General features: G+C 44.6%; 14 protein-coding genes and 1 tRNA gene. 8 read left to right on the forward strand and 7 right to left on the reverse strand.

Going from position 1 to position 14,304, the window contains the following annotated elements:
- Positions 1-230 precede the first annotated feature (230 nt).
- Together IGQ44_10705 and IGQ44_10710 are read left to right on the forward strand one after the other, a co-directional pair.
- Positions 231-392 carry a hypothetical protein gene (locus IGQ44_10705; GenBank protein ID HIK38443.1) on the forward strand — a complete coding sequence of 54 codons (162 nt, stop codon included), beginning with the start codon at positions 231-233 and terminating at the stop codon, positions 390-392.
- A 30-nt stretch (positions 393-422) separates the two neighbouring features.
- Complete coding sequence (locus IGQ44_10710; protein HIK38444.1) at positions 423-1,541, forward strand: SpoIID/LytB domain-containing protein; 1,119 nt, start codon at positions 423-425, stop codon at positions 1,539-1,541.
- Here IGQ44_10710 and IGQ44_10715 read toward each other — a convergent pair.
- Positions 1,538-2,455, reverse strand: a complete 918-nt coding sequence (locus tag IGQ44_10715; GenBank protein HIK38445.1) for a homoserine kinase — start codon at positions 2,453-2,455, stop codon at positions 1,538-1,540. The two genes, IGQ44_10710 and IGQ44_10715, sit on opposite strands and share 4 nt — an antisense overlap.
- 166 nt (positions 2,456-2,621) lie before the next feature.
- On the opposite strand from IGQ44_10715, the gene IGQ44_10720 reads away from it, so the two are divergent.
- Both IGQ44_10720 and IGQ44_10725 read left to right on the forward strand, forming a co-directional pair.
- Entirely contained in the window at positions 2,622-3,152 is a 531-nt protein-coding gene (locus tag IGQ44_10720; GenBank protein HIK38446.1) for a GNAT family N-acetyltransferase, read from the forward strand.
- Between the two features lie 60 nt (positions 3,153-3,212).
- Positions 3,213-3,286 (forward strand) — tRNA-Pro (locus tag IGQ44_10725).
- Positions 3,287-4,118: 832 nt separating this feature from the next.
- Here the strand turns inward: IGQ44_10725 and clpB are convergent.
- The 3 genes from clpB to IGQ44_10740 all read right to left on the reverse strand — a co-directional run bounded on the left by clpB (position 4,119) and on the right by IGQ44_10740 (position 9,868).
- Positions 4,119-6,719, reverse strand: a complete 2,601-nt coding sequence (gene clpB, locus IGQ44_10730) for an ATP-dependent chaperone ClpB (protein ID HIK38447.1) — start codon at positions 6,717-6,719, stop codon at positions 4,119-4,121.
- A gap of 197 nt (positions 6,720-6,916) precedes the next feature.
- Complete coding sequence (locus tag IGQ44_10735; GenBank protein HIK38448.1) at positions 6,917-8,377, reverse strand: hypothetical protein; 1,461 nt, start codon at positions 8,375-8,377, stop codon at positions 6,917-6,919.
- Between the two features lie 9 nt (positions 8,378-8,386).
- On the reverse strand, positions 8,387-9,868 hold the full coding sequence (locus tag IGQ44_10740; GenBank protein HIK38449.1) for a hypothetical protein: 1,482 nt from the start codon (positions 9,866-9,868) through the stop codon (positions 8,387-8,389).
- Between the two features lie 219 nt (positions 9,869-10,087).
- Between IGQ44_10740 and IGQ44_10745 the strand changes: the two genes are divergently transcribed.
- Positions 10,088-10,696 (forward strand): radical SAM protein, encoded by a 609-nt coding sequence (locus tag IGQ44_10745; protein ID HIK38450.1) that lies wholly within the window; start codon positions 10,088-10,090, stop codon positions 10,694-10,696.
- An 8-nt stretch (positions 10,697-10,704) separates the two neighbouring features.
- On the opposite strand, the gene IGQ44_10750 is transcribed toward IGQ44_10745, so the two are convergent.
- The gene (locus IGQ44_10750; GenBank protein ID HIK38451.1) at positions 10,705-11,787 is read right to left on the reverse strand and encodes a glycosyl transferase; all 1,083 of its coding nucleotides are present in this window, start codon (positions 11,785-11,787) and stop codon (positions 10,705-10,707) included.
- 351 nt (positions 11,788-12,138) lie between these two features.
- On the opposite strand from IGQ44_10750, the gene IGQ44_10755 reads away from it, so the two are divergent.
- On the forward strand, positions 12,139-12,501 hold the full coding sequence (locus tag IGQ44_10755) for a hypothetical protein (protein ID HIK38452.1): 363 nt from the start codon (positions 12,139-12,141) through the stop codon (positions 12,499-12,501).
- An 87-nt stretch (positions 12,502-12,588) separates the two neighbouring features.
- Positions 12,589-12,846 (forward strand): hypothetical protein, encoded by a 258-nt coding sequence (locus IGQ44_10760; protein HIK38453.1) that lies wholly within the window; start codon positions 12,589-12,591, stop codon positions 12,844-12,846.
- A gap of 21 nt (positions 12,847-12,867) precedes the next feature.
- Here IGQ44_10760 and IGQ44_10765 read toward each other — a convergent pair whose 3' ends face one another.
- Together IGQ44_10765 and IGQ44_10770 are read right to left on the reverse strand one after the other, a co-directional pair.
- Positions 12,868-13,113 carry a 50S ribosomal protein L28 gene (locus tag IGQ44_10765; GenBank protein HIK38454.1) on the reverse strand — a complete coding sequence of 82 codons (246 nt, stop codon included), beginning with the start codon at positions 13,111-13,113 and terminating at the stop codon, positions 12,868-12,870.
- Between the two features lie 94 nt (positions 13,114-13,207).
- Positions 13,208-13,957, reverse strand: a complete 750-nt coding sequence (locus IGQ44_10770; GenBank protein ID HIK38455.1) for a serine/threonine protein phosphatase — start codon at positions 13,955-13,957, stop codon at positions 13,208-13,210.
- 108 nt (positions 13,958-14,065) lie between these two features.
- On the opposite strand from IGQ44_10770, the gene IGQ44_10775 reads away from it, so the two are divergent.
- Positions 14,066-14,304 (forward strand): tRNA-(ms[2]io[6]A)-hydroxylase (locus tag IGQ44_10775; GenBank protein ID HIK38456.1); only part of this gene is annotated, 239 nt, incomplete at its 3' end.

Raw genomic sequence — 14,304 nt, forward strand, 5'->3', positions numbered from 1 at the left:
AAGAATACTATTTGCACTTCCAAAGTCTACAAACTCAGCACCTTCCACCATTCCTATTCTCAGTAGTAAACAGCAAAAAACGTAAAGGCTCTCTGATAGGGGTAGTCCAGTCCTATAACACTAAAAATTACAAAACAACTATAGCTCCGAAAACACAACACAAAAAAAAACACAAAGAAGCAAATGTACCCAGTGTGTTTTATACTTCAAAAGGGGTGTATTTTATTGGCATGAGCCACATTGTTATACCTAAAAAGGGGGAAAGGGGTAAACATGTCAACCCCCATCTTGGGGATTGTGACAAAAGCCGAATTGACGATGGCTTTGAGAAGACAATCCCTCTGCCCATCATAACAGAAGGAGCTTTTTGTCAGTTGAAACCATCAAGTTGATCGGGTAAGTTCGGTTTAGGGTGTGAGAGTATGAGTGGAAAGTTCCCGTTATACCGCTGGCTTGGCCTTTTAAAACCACTGCTGTTGTGGTTGCTGTTAACACCCCCCCTAGCTGCCGTGGAGTTGAGGGTGGCAGTGAAAAAGGGGGTAAGTAGCCTACAAGTAGGCAGTTCAACTCCTGCTGTCGTCAGAGATGCTAGAGGTAGGGTGGTGGGGCAAATAGCTGGAATGAACTCTTTTATATCCAGTGCCGAGGGAGGCAACGTGGCCATTGGGCAATGGAAATCCAACCGTCTTTGGCTTGAGCCCAGTGGCGGTGGGTTTGTCTGGATTGGGGATGGCTGGTATCGTGGTAGGGTTTTACTGGTGCCCCAAGGAGATGCCCTCACTGCCATCAACTACGTAGATCTGGAGGATTACTTGTATAGTGTCGTGGGGGCCGAGGCCATTCCCAGTTGGCCCTTAGACGCCCTCAAGGCTCAAGCAGTGGCTGCTCGTACATATGCCTTATACAAGCGTAATACTAGTGCCAATCAGTTGTTTGACCTGGACAATACTGTGGCCACCCAAGTGTATAAAGGACTGAACAGCGAGTATACTACAACCCATCAGGCAGTGAGGGAGACGAAAGGAGAAGTAATGACCTACAATGGTCAAGTGATTCTGGCGGTGTTCCATGCTTCTTCTGGTGGCCATACGGAAAACGTAGAAGATATTTGGCTTTCTCCCCTTCCCTACCTGCGGGGAGTAGTAGACTACGATCAAACCAGCCCTGTATTCAGTTGGACAAAAACCGTTTCCCCCAGTATTCTACGCGGCATAGTGGGGGATGTGGGAAATATCCGCGCCCTAGTGCCCCAAAAGACTACCCCCAGAGGTCGAATTGTCACCATGACTATAGTGGGAGATAGGGGCAGTCGTGTGGTTTCTGGGGCGGATTTACGAAAGGTGCTGGATTTGCGTAGTACCTTATTCCGTGCCAATGTTTCTGACAATGGTTTAGAGATTTATGGACGTGGCTTTGGCCATGGCCTAGGATTGAGTCAATGGGGAGCTCAATACCTAGCGTCTAACGGAATCAACTACCGTCAGATATTGGCTCATTATTACCGGAATGCTAGACTGGCGCGAATCCAAACCCGCAATTAGGGGACAATCACCTTTGCCCCCTCCCTATCCACTTCCAAACACCTGACAGTGGCCCTTACTCCCTCCTCCCCCCAGCTTTCTCCCATTGCCCTCATCACCTCGGATACACAGCCAGGGGAGCAAAGGGCCAGTAAAGTGGGGCCAGCCCCACTAATCACCATGCCATGGCCCCCTGCCCCCAATACCGCCTCATAAACCCTCTCGTATCCCCTAATTAAACTTTGACGGTAGGGCTGGTGTAGTTTGTCCTTTAGTGCCTCCTTCAACCACTCCGGCTTCCCCGTTTCTAAGGCTTTTACCAGTAGTCCTAAGTGGGCAATATTAAACACTGCTTGTTCATAACTAAGAAACTGCGGTAATACCGCCCTTGCCTGGGAGGTAGACAGTTCAAAATCGGGAATGGCCACCACAAACCTGATTGTCTCATGACAGTCAATGGGCACAAAATGGCGATTACCCCTGTCTCCCACAGAGAGAATACAGCCTCCCAACATAGCCGGCGCCACATTATCAGGATGCCCCTCTATCTCAATGGCCAAATCCAGCAACTGTTCCGGGGAAAGAGGATAAGAAGCAAAATGGTTGGCCGCCAACAACCCCCCCACTATGGCAGTAGCCGAACTACCTAAGCCTCTGGCCAGGGGCACATTGACTTTTACCCTTATATTCACAGCAGGGACTTTTTTGCCAATGTGTTGATACAAGTGGGAAAAAGAACGGTACAACAAATTATCCTCTTCCAAAGATATAGTCCCAGATTCAACCCCTTCTACCGTTATGGTTGTGGCGGAATCGCTAGCAGTGAATTGAAATTGATTGTAAAGGGATAAGGCCACGCCAATGCAGTCAAACCCGGCCCCCAGATTGGCCGTGGTGGCAGGCACTCTTATAGACACACTTTCCGGTTTGTTCATCAATCAGTTTATCAATCAGATTGTCAGTTAACCAAGACTAAAATTTCACAAATAATAAGTCTATCAGGGAGCTTGAGATCATTTACAATCAGAAAAGAGGGATCCTATTAATCCCTGCCCCATAATATCAACAAGCCAGTTTTTTAGTATATTAGTCCCCCTAGGCATGGTTTGGTTACAAAGATTTTTTAACAAAAACGAAAACGACAAAAACCCCGCCAACTCCACTGAGGAAAGAGAATGGCTCAATTTAGACCCCAATATTTTCGGTAGTTCTCGTATTTTTTTCAGTACCAATCGCCCCATTGACTTATATGAATTAGAGGAGTTGTGCGATTCCGTAGGTTGGGCCAGAAGACCGTTAAGAAAAGTAAAAAAAGCACTGGAACATAGCTATTTAGTTGCCTCCGCCTGGGAAGTAAAGGGTAATAACGGTAAAACCACCCTTATTGGCTTTGCTCGCGCCACCTCAGATCATGCCTTCAACGCCACCATCTGGGATGTGGTAATCCACCCCCGCTTTCAAAGGAAGGGCCTTGGCAAAGCCTTTATGAAGTACATAATCAACAAACTTCGTAAAGACGACATCAGCAATGTCACCCTCTTTGCCGACCCCCATGTGGTAGAATTTTATCGTCGCCTTGGTTTTGTTGCCGATCCCGAGGGCATCAAAGGCATGTTTTGGTACCCTAACTAACCTTTAGCCCTTGCCAAACTCCCCTCCCATGAGTTACAATGTTATCCGTTTACTACTCTACGGGATGTAGCGCAGCTTGGTAGCGCGCCTGCTTTGGGAGCAGGATGTCGTCGGTTCAAATCCGGCCATCCCGATGCCTTTTTTTCCCTGATTTTCGGTTTAATTGACCTTCTGGAACTTCACGCTAACAAGCAGTTAGTCAGCAAAGTATAGGCATTGCTTTTGTCCATAACACAACGAAAAGATGGATTGCCATTGCGGGAGAGAGTCGGCAATCTTATGTAAGTGGGAATATTTCCCACATAGTCTCCGCAGGCTGGTGGGGATAAAAACATGTCCCTGAGGGTGGGGTGGCTGTTATTTGGCAAGAATCATTATTATTATTTATTTCCCAGACACTGTTGTGTGTGAATCCTTTAAATGGGAATTTTGGGGAAACAGCAGGTTAAATAGCTGATAATACTATTTCTAATTCTATAAGTTTCTCTATTTCTAATAGTGTCTCTAGGAGTCCTTTTTTCCTTATCGAATCCATCTAACCCCTTATTTTCTCCTCTATTTGCCCATTTAAAAATACTTTGAACCCATATCCACTTGTACTTCTAGTTTCTCTTCGGTATATATAAAATACTTGCCCCGGCAGTCTTTCTATTCCTCTGTGGGGGAATTATTTTAATCCATGCCAGGGCAGTTAAATTATCAGAAACTTCCAAAAAAGTCTTCCGGTTCAAACTCCGCCAATTTGATGGGCTTGTTGTGCCAAAATCGGGTTTTTGGGTCATCCAAACCCAACATCAATAAGTAAAATCCCACTATTGCCTATTCTTATAACGCATCTCATCCTATACCTAATTCCTATACCTATAAAGTAAAAGTCCCCTTGTTAAGGGGAGAGGGAAAAATTTTAGGGCCACCGGAGAAATGGTGGTGGAGGGAAAAGGCTTCTTCAGAGGGGCAGCTATTGTGTTAGTTGTGGTGTTTGAGGATTAGTCTTTCATCTTCTACATCCACGTAAATGGTGTCGCCCTCTTTAAACTCACCGCGGAGGATGGCTTTGGCGATGGTGGTTTCTAGATAACGTTGGATGGCACGTTTCAAGGGTCTGGCACCGTAGACCGGATCGTAGCCTACTTCGGCCAAAAAGTCAATGGCACTTTCGGATAGCTTCAAGGAGAGTTTTTGTTCGGCTAGACGGGATTGGAGACGATTTACCTGCAGTTGGACGATTTGACGTAATTGCTCCTTGTTGAGACCATGGAAGATGATAATTTCGTCAATGCGGTTGAGAAATTCCGGACGGAAATTGGCGCGCATCGCCTCCATCACCCGGTTGCGCATCTCCTCGTACTTGCTTTCATCCCCGGCCAGGTCTAATATATACTGGGACCCTATATTACTGGTCATGATGACTATAGTATTGGTGAAATCCACTGTGTGACCCTGAGAGTCGGTGAGACGACCATCGTCCAACAGCTGTAGCATGATGTTGAAAACGTCCGGGTGAGCCTTCTCAATCTCGTCAAAGAGGATAACAGAATAAGGACGACGACGAATGGCCTCTGTTAACTGTCCCCCCTCTTCATAACCTACATACCCCGGTGGCGCACCTATTAAACGAGATACACTGTGTTTCTCCATGTATTCGGACATATCGATGCGTACCATGGCCTCCTCGGTGTCAAAGAGGATTTCCGCCAGGGCTTTGGCCAGTTCGGTTTTCCCCACACCGGTTGGCCCCAAAAAGATGAAACTGGCAGTAGGACGGTTAGGATCAGATAGGCCCGCACGAGAGCGTTGTATGGCCTCTGATACTGCCCTTACGGCATCATCTTGGCCTATTACACGTTTGTGGAGTTGTTCTTCTAGATGTAACAGTTTCTCTTTCTCCGATTCTACTAGTTTGCTGACGGGAATGCCAGTCCATTTGGAGATGATTTCGGCGATATCTGCTTCTGTCACCTCCTCCCGTAAGAGGGATTTGCCACTAGTTTGTTTTTCTGCTAGGATGGCTTGAGCATCTTTCAATTGTCTTTGTAAATCGGTGAGTCTGCCATAACGCAATTCCGCCGCCTTGTTATAGTCGTAGTCTCTTTCCGCCTGTTGGATGGCTACGTTGACCCTTTCAATTTCTTCACGGATACTGCGGATTTTGTCTATGATCTCTCTTTCTGCCTGCCATTGGGCATTTAAAGCTGACTGTTGTTGTTTTAATTGTTCAATCTCTTTCTCTATCTTCTCCAGTCTTTCTAGAGAGGCGGGATCATTTTCTTTCTTCAGAGACAGTCTTTCCATCTCTAATTGCATTATTTTCCTGTCCACCTCGTCTAGAGCCTCCGGTTTAGAAGTGATTTCCATTTTCAGTTTCGCCGCCGCCTCGTCTATCAAGTCAATGGCCTTATCCGGCAGGAAACGGTCACTGATGTAACGATTTGATAATACAGCAGCAGCTACAAGAGCACTATCGGAAATTCTGACGCCGTGATGGACTTCATAACGTTCCCGCAATCCCCGTAAAATAGAAATAGTATCTTCTACATTGGGCTCGTCTACATATACGGGTTGGAAACGTCTTTCTAAGGCGGCGTCTTTTTCTATGTATTTGCGATACTCATCCAAGGTGGTGGCGCCAATACAACGCAATTCTCCACGGGCTAACATGGGTTTTAGTAGGTTGCCCGCATCCATCGCCCCCTGGGTAGCGCCTGCTCCTACAACCGTGTGAATCTCATCGATAAAAAGGATGATATTGCCCCGGGATTCGGTAACCTCTTTTAATACAGCTTTTAGTCTTTCCTCGAATTCTCCCCGATATTTAGCACCAGCTATTAATGCCCCCATATCCAAAGCGATGAGGGTACGGTCTAATAAGGATTCTGGCACATCTCGGTTGACTATTCTTTGAGCTAGGCCCTCTACGATTGCCGTCTTACCTACACCTGGTTCACCTATCAGTACGGGATTGTTTTTTGTTCTTCTTGATAGTATCTGTATAGTACGACGTATCTCGTCATCCCTACCAATAACAGGGTCTAGTTTACCGGCACGGGCTAAAGCTGTCAGGTCGCGGCCATATTTTTCTAGAGACTGATATTTAGCTTCTGGGTTTTGATCTACCACTTTCTGACTCCCCCTTATTTCTTTGATTACTTTTCTGAGTTTATATTCGTCCAAGTCGAACTCTCTGAAAATATGTTTGCCAAGGCGATCATCTTGGCTGTAGGCTAGCATCATGTGTTCGATGGAGATATATTCATCCCCAAACTCCTGGCGATACTTTTCTGCAAAATCTAATAGCAAATCTAGACTTCTGCCCAAATAGATTGAATCGCCTACATTTTTAATTTTCGGCTGTCTTTGAATAAAATCATCTACTCTATCTCGAAAACGGGATACGTTTACATTTGCTTTATTGAGAATATCTACCGCTAATCCCTCTTGTTCGAGAAGAGATTTTAACAGGTGTTCAGTCTCTATTTGTTGGTGTTGATTCTGTTTGGCAATGTCGGGAGTTTTTACTATTGCCTCCCAAGCTTTTTCCGTGAATTTTTGTGGGTTGGTAGGCTGCATAATTCCTGCTATATGGGTGGTTGTGAGGGGTTAAATTTCTTCCCCTTAGTGGCTATTATAAATTCCTTTTATAAGTCAAAACATATGGGGAATCCCCCACTGGGGGGTGTGGATAACTATGATTATTGGTTTTCTTTCTTCTTGCCTGGGGGGAGGGGAAAAGCGGTTTTAACAAAAAGAAACAACTCCTTCGGTTACTAGCTGAAGTCTATTTTACCGGCTTCTATGATTTTCCACTCTTCGTTAGTTATTCTTTCCAGCTTAGCTGGTTTAATTACTTTTATGTCCTCTCCTAGGATAACATCCGGAATGGGACTCAATGCTTGGAATAGTCCAGTATAAATTGCTGCCTCTAGTATCCCTTTAGAAAAAATTTTGAGACGATTAGGAAAAACATAATAGTTTCTAATGCCTACTGTTATACAAAAATCCCCCGTTATATTCGATTTAAAAAATGCCTTCCCATCATCAGTCTCTCCACCTCTGGTCACTATATCAACCAACAAATAAGAAACCCTGGATAGTAGTCGATAATTCTGGTTATATAAATCCAATAATTCTTGTTCTTCCTGACTGTAGTCTAAGACTTTTCCCTCGGTTTTGATATGATTCTTTCTTGTGACAAATGGGGACATTATTTCCTCGACACTGTCGTCAATCGTCCACCCCATTTCCCTGCCATTGTTTTCTGCCACTCCTCCTTTTTCCATTTCGTACAAATGCTCAATATTCGCTATTTTTGAGAGACAGTATTTCGTAATTTTTTCCAACAACAATTGTCTCGACTCCACTTCATCCCTTGTATTTTTCAGGTCCTCCATAAGGGACTCTATTTTTGTTTTTAGGGATTCCAATTCCTCGTGGTATTTCCTGTCCTTGCAATGGGCTAGCGACTCAGAATCTTGTTGTTTTAAAAGTGGCGGGTATTCCTGCCAATGATTTATTTTCGCCTCGTAATCTTTGGCTTTATCCTCCGGCAATTCCTGCTTCTTAATCCATTCCTTTTGAAGGGACAACAACTTCTTATCCAGTAGAACTATTTTGTTATTGATTTCCCTTTCAAATTCTTCTCTAAAAGACTTCAAATCTTCCTGCCATTGATTCCTGTTTTGACTGTCAACAGAGGGGATTCTTGTTGCTGACTTGGGGAGGTAGGTGGCGAGAATACCCTTGTTTTGTAAAAGCCACTGGTTGCCACCGGGAAGCATTTTTACAATTGCTGGCTTATCTAAATACAAATTACCACTCCCTGCCGTCTTGAATCCTGATGGTAAATCGAAGAGAAAATTAATACTGTGTTTATTGTCCGCCACCCTAATTCTCCTAAGGGGATTTAAGACTAGAAGATATTGTTTTTCTCTAGAATTTTCCAGTAGAAGAATCCAGTAATTTCCGGAAGGGGAAGTTTCTACAACTATTTGATTTAAGTTTTTACCCCTGTAGCTATCTGCAGTGAGGGAAACCGGGGTAGCATATTCTTCAAAAATTGTCGGTACATCATTGTATATTTCTACAAATTTTTCCAGGGGAATTTTGAGGGGTTTTGGGGGTGACAAAGCAGCAGAGGCAGAAATGGTTTTTTGGGATTCTAATTGTCTCACCCGCGATTCCAATTGTTGTAGGGTGGTAAAAATTTGTGATAAGTCAGCTTCATTCATATATACCTCCTATTTATTTTTCTGAACACCTATACAAAAACGACCTATTACCACATCATTACTCTCGTTTTTTAGGGCTTCCATGCTAAGGGTTTTTAGTCTATTCATAAATATGGACAAATTCAAAGTTTTAGAACCATCGGTACCACTATTATCACTCCAATTGTACCACCAATCCAGTCCCTCGAGCTCATTGAGGATTAAGTCCGTTTCAAAGAGGTAGATTTGGGGTTGTGGGAGTTTATTTATATCGAGAGTGGCTAAAAATTCCAGAGTTTGTCTGTTATAGTCTAGTTGCAAGTCACTAATGGTTAGTGCCTGTTGTAGAGAAACATTAGGATTTTCACGAAAATATTTTTTACTACTAGTAGGCGAGTTAGAAACTGTTTGGTTGCCGGTGTTGTTGCCAGCTTCGTTGACGACGGCGGGGGAGGGATTGAAAGTATAAACTCTGGTTTTTGTTGTTAAATTATCTTCGGTAATCAGAAGAGTATTGTTGCTGTTTTGGGGAGTTGCCAGTTGAGGAAAAGGTGTAGAATATTTGATGGTAACCGTGGGTTGGTCATTGCTAATAATGTTAAGGAAGTCATAGGCGCTAGTTTTCTCATTTTCCGGGGTAACTACAACCCTGGCATCAGATAAGGCAAATACTCTTTCTATTTGTCCACCTTCTGGTAATTGAGAGTTGTTTTGGATGTCAACAAAACTACCTAAACTTACCGGGTGTTTTAAAACATTTTTGCCAGGGAAGATGAACATTTCACTATATTGTTGTAAGTCGGGGGCGAGTCTTTTGTATTCTTCAAAATAACGGGCAATTCTGTCAAATTTCCCTATGAGGATAAGATAGAATGGACGATAGGTGTCAGGGTTATTTTCATCACTGGTATATTTAAACTTAGCTTTGCCGGTAAAGGGGTTAAAAACAACACCATCAAATTGACTTTTAACACCAATAAAGCCTATGGTATAATCCTGTCCACCTCGGGTAAAGTAGTTCTTATTAAGGGCTTCAATTAACTTACCCGGGTCATCTCCCTCTAAATCAGTTACAATGATGGTGAGTTTTTCCCTTCCTTCGGCGGGGGGGATAATAGCCGACTGTATAGGACTAGTGATGGGCTGGTAGGTGGGGTCCTTACTGTCGTAGAATATAGTTAGTTTGGAGTCTTGACGGAATCTGGTGCGGGTGAGGGGTTTTGTTTCTCCAAGACGGTAGTATTCTATCCTGGTATTGTTGTCTTCGGTGATACTGGTGGCTAGTATTTCCATCATTTTGACATAGTTGCTGTTGGGTCTTGAGACGAATCCCAACATGGAGTCACTGCCATCCACGTAAATGGAAACATCTAGGGGTTGACTGGTGCTAGCTGTGTCTGGGGGGGTTGTGGTGGCAAAAGGCATTTGACAGGTAACCCTTTCTTCTATTTTCCCACAGCCCGCAAGAAAGGATACAACCAGAAGGGCAAGGAAGGGTTTAGCAATGGGGATGGAGGTTTGTTTTGTTTCCAACCGTAGGGCGATGGTGCGATGGGATTTGGACTTGGAGAAGTAGGGCAACATTAGTGGATAATCTTTCAAGACAGGTTATAGTTCAAGTGGAAGTATACAGCAACAACAGTATGGGGGATGGTTTCAAAAGGGTAATAATAATTCTAGAGCCAATTCAATAGCTACAATAGAGGAAAACAGCTAGTCAGTTGGGGGAATATGAAGGAGAAACCAGTATTGGATTTTATACCTCCAGACCATGTTAATATCATGGGTTATGTGGATGAGTCGGAGGTAAATGGGCCTGGACGCCGTGCGGTAGTATGGGTACAGGGGTGTAATCGAGGATGTCCTGGTTGTTTTAACCCTCAGTCTTGGCCGTTTCAACCCAATCAGATTGTTTCCATTTATGACTTAGCGGAACAGATATTAAGTAATCCTCGTAATGATGGTGTTACATTCTCTGGGGGGGAACCTTTTTGGCAGGCAGGGGCTTTGGCGAAGTTAGCTAGGTTATTGAAAGAGAGGGGGTTGAGTGTAATGTCCTTTACGGGTTTTACCCTGGAACAATTGCAATTGCCTGACGCACCACCCCATTCCCAAGAGTTATTATCCCAGTTGGATATACTGATTGATGGGCCTTATATTCAGTCTTTGGCTATTAATTCTCCTGATTCCCTGGTTTCTTCTAGTAATCAAAGGGTTCATGTATTCAACCCCGACTTTAAGGATAAACTAAATTGGGCATCAGATCAAGTAGAAATTCATATTCTTAAGGATGGGACTAGGATTGTGACGGGCTTTTTGGGCTCATTAAATTTGATTTAGGCTGAGACTTAGGGCGAGGCCAAAAAGAGGGCTATTTCTCTGGCAATATAGTCTGCCCCCTGTTTATCTATTTTTTTGTTGCTGAGGGGGGGCAAAACATCTTTTTTCAAGAAATCCCAATTGCCGTGAAAAAATTCCTGCCATTGGATGATACGATGGTAGCTATACTGACGCAACCCTTCCAGGAGGATGTGTGCCTCGGCAAAGCCGTCGCGGGTGAGGCTAATGATGGGCACATCCAAACACATACTCTCGGCAAAGGTGCTAAATCCGGGTTTACACACTACTTTGCCACACAGGGGCATGAAATCTACTGGGCGGAGGGTTTTGTCTGTGACTTTTAACAGATTGGGTAAAGGGGGTGCATTTTTATCAAAGGTAATGAATTGCCAGTCGGGGAAAAGGGAAAGATTGTGGTAGGGGATAGCTTCTAATCCCAAACCGCCAAAGGTGAGTAGGACAGTTTTCTCTTTATCCCTTGTCAGATTAAAACGAGTACGTATCTCCTCTTGGGGATAACGGGGTTGACTGCCGATTAGGCCAACATCTTCCTTCACTGGAAAAGTTTGCATTTCCTCTGCCATGGGCAAACGAAACAGTCTGTCCACCTTGTGGTAGTGACTAGCCAACCAGTCGGCTATGGCAGTGAATTCGCCACCCCAGCTGCGATAGATAAAATCCCAACCGAAATTGCCCACCATCCAACAGGGGATGTTTGCTAAAGAAGCTACCTCTGCCACCATAGCGGGAATGTCTGCTACTATTAGACTTACTTTGTTTAGACGGACGAATTCCACTTCTTGGGTGACTATTGTTTTTTCTTTCTGTTGGTATTCTCTGAGACGGGCAAGTGTACTATCCAAATCCATGGTGAGACTATCAGATTGTATTACGCCCACGTCGAATGCCCTACTGCGGTGGATAAAATCTCCCTGGATGTAGGCTTCTAATAGCCATCTTGGGGCGGTGGTGGCAATTATCAACAATATGTCTGGGTTTATTTGTTTTATTCTATTAGCCACTGATGCCATTCTTACCGCATGGCCGAAACCATGATTGGTTATTGCTAGATATAAAACTGGTCTAGACATGAGACTTTTTAGTCATTTTCCCGGGCCGCAACGAACTGACACATTATATACCCATCTCTCCTCCTTGACAATTTTCTTTTTTTCTGTTAAACTGGTGCCATCGTTACCATGGCCGTCTTTTCTTCACCCTTGGCGGTGAGGGGGCGGCCTTTTGTCTTTTTTTGGGGGAAGTAGGACAATGAGCCCTATTGAGTTGAGAAAAAAAAGGGTTTTCCGGTAAAATGATTGAAAAGCAAGGGGGAGGTGGGGCAAAAGGGAATGTGAGGCTAAATTGTGGCACTTTTTGGCAAAAAGGTGAATGGGAGTTCAACCAATAAGAGTTCAAGTAATATTAGAAGGGCAGTTGTTCTGATGAGATTTTACAATTTTGAGCTAAATGGATACAGGATGAGGGACTTATTAGTAAAATGGACCAGAAGATATCCCCAATCTTGGATTCCCCTGGCAGTAGCAGAGGCCATTTACCAGGGTAGGTTAAAGGCGATTTCGGTGGAACAAATATTAAATAGTTGGATGAGAAGGGGGAGTGTAGTACAAAGCTTTAATTATGAATTTTTGCATTTGATTCAACCAGAAGTGGAGGAGGAAGTTGGGGATGTGGGGGAATATAACAATATGGCCTTGGTGGGGGAGGAGGGGCTTACCATGGTGGAGCAATGTGATTTGTCCCATTGTTTTCGCAAATTGAGGGGATTTGTGATGGGGAGGGGGTAGGGGTTTTGGGATTGGGTTACGGGGGATATATCTGTAGTGGGATTTTGTGTCAAAATAGTAAAACGGCAGTAAGAGAAAGAGAAGTATATGGCGAGAAAACCAGACGAGTATTTGGTACACATTCTCCTCAGTGGTGGCCACCGGGAAGAAGTGCGTTTCCCCAGTATACAGGATTTCCAGAAGTGGTACAGCGGGGAGTTGGTGCCGAAGGCCGACTCCAAGGACTTTATCAGCGTCCCCATCAAAACGATGCAGGGCGAATACATGGTAATACGCCCTTCGCAAGTGGTAGGAATAAGAATCGAACCAGTGTTTTTTGGCAGTGTCGATAGAGAAGAGGTTTAACCCAAGCGGGTGGCGGAAGTATTATTTGCAGACGTGCTTACTTAAGTCGATGCCTGCCTCTTTTGCCATGGCGGCTAGTCCTTTTTTGTCGAGGGTTTTGAGGGCTTTGGTTGAAAGACGTAGTTTCACAAAACAGTTGCCCTCTGGCCACCAAATCCGTTTGTATTGCAGGTTAACATGTTGTAGTTTTTTGGTGCGGCGGTGGGAGTGGGAAACGGCGTAGGCGTTGTTAGCTCTTTTGCCCGTCAACTGGCATACGCGACTCATGGTCCAGTCTCCTTTTATGGGATAAGAACAGCAAGTTATAATTGTAGTCGGATTTTACTCTTCTATGCAAGGGATGTGGAGGGGGGGCTTCTTGTTACAAAAGTAGTTTGGTGAGACTGCGGGAAAACAAATGGCGGCGGTTAATCTTGTGGGTCACCTCAGAAAGTGGCAGACAACGGAAGTTGTGACCATTACCGTCCACCTGATATACAAGAGAGTTATCCAAATCCAGGGCAGTGAGTCTGCCAAGGGGGACATGATATACGCCAGTGTCAATACCTAGCCAACCCTCTCCCTGGGCGATATCCCCTGGTTTTAGGCCATTAAAGGTAAAGGTGATGGTATGTCCTACAATGATAGTCTTGTCGGGGAAGTAGGGTTTCTCGATACAGTGGAATTCCTGACGAATCCAACAAAATTGAGCCTGGGATTGTTTGCTAATGGGCAAATTGGGGTGAACACCGGCATGGACTAACCAAAAATCCCCCAAGTCTATATACAGGGGGAGGGTTTTAAACCATTCAATGTGTTCGGGGGGTGGTACTTTTTGACCGTAACTGGCCACTGTGGCATTTCCGCCGTTGCGCAACCATGTTTGGAAGGCTATGGGATTTATGGTTTTGCCTCCTAGGGAGTCTAGTAACATTATCTCGTGGTTGCCGAGGATACAATAATGGTTATTTTCCTTCACAAATTCCACCACCCTGGCTACTTCAGGCCCCCGGTCGATCAAATCTCCAAGGAAATAGAGGGTGTCACTATGGGAGGGGCTGATTTTGTCCAAAAGGGCACAAACCGCCCTGTAGTGTCCATGAACGTCCCCAAATACTATTCTCCTGCCCATTACTTTTGCCTATCAATGGTGGTTCATGCTTTTTCCTTGCCGGCTACTATATCTAGTCTAACAGATGTAGTTTATCCTATTATATGTTGGCGGCCATCAAAGTATTCTATGGCAGACATCAAACTGTTGCGGCAACCGACTAGTCCTCAATGGGTGGCACAGGCCCTAGCCAATCTGGACACTATCCTATTGGACCACTCCCACTGTGAGCGGAAAGCGGCTGGGGTGGCTATAAACTTGATGTTCCGTTATCCTAGCCACAAGGAATTGGTGTATCGTCTCACAGCTATTGCCAAGGAAGAATTAGAACACTTTGAAAAGGTGAATCAGTGGTTGGAGAGGAGGGG

Source organism: Geminocystis sp. M7585_C2015_104 (assembly GCA_015295805.1).
In the GTDB taxonomy this organism is placed as follows: domain Bacteria; phylum Cyanobacteriota; class Cyanobacteriia; order Cyanobacteriales; family Cyanobacteriaceae; genus DVEF01.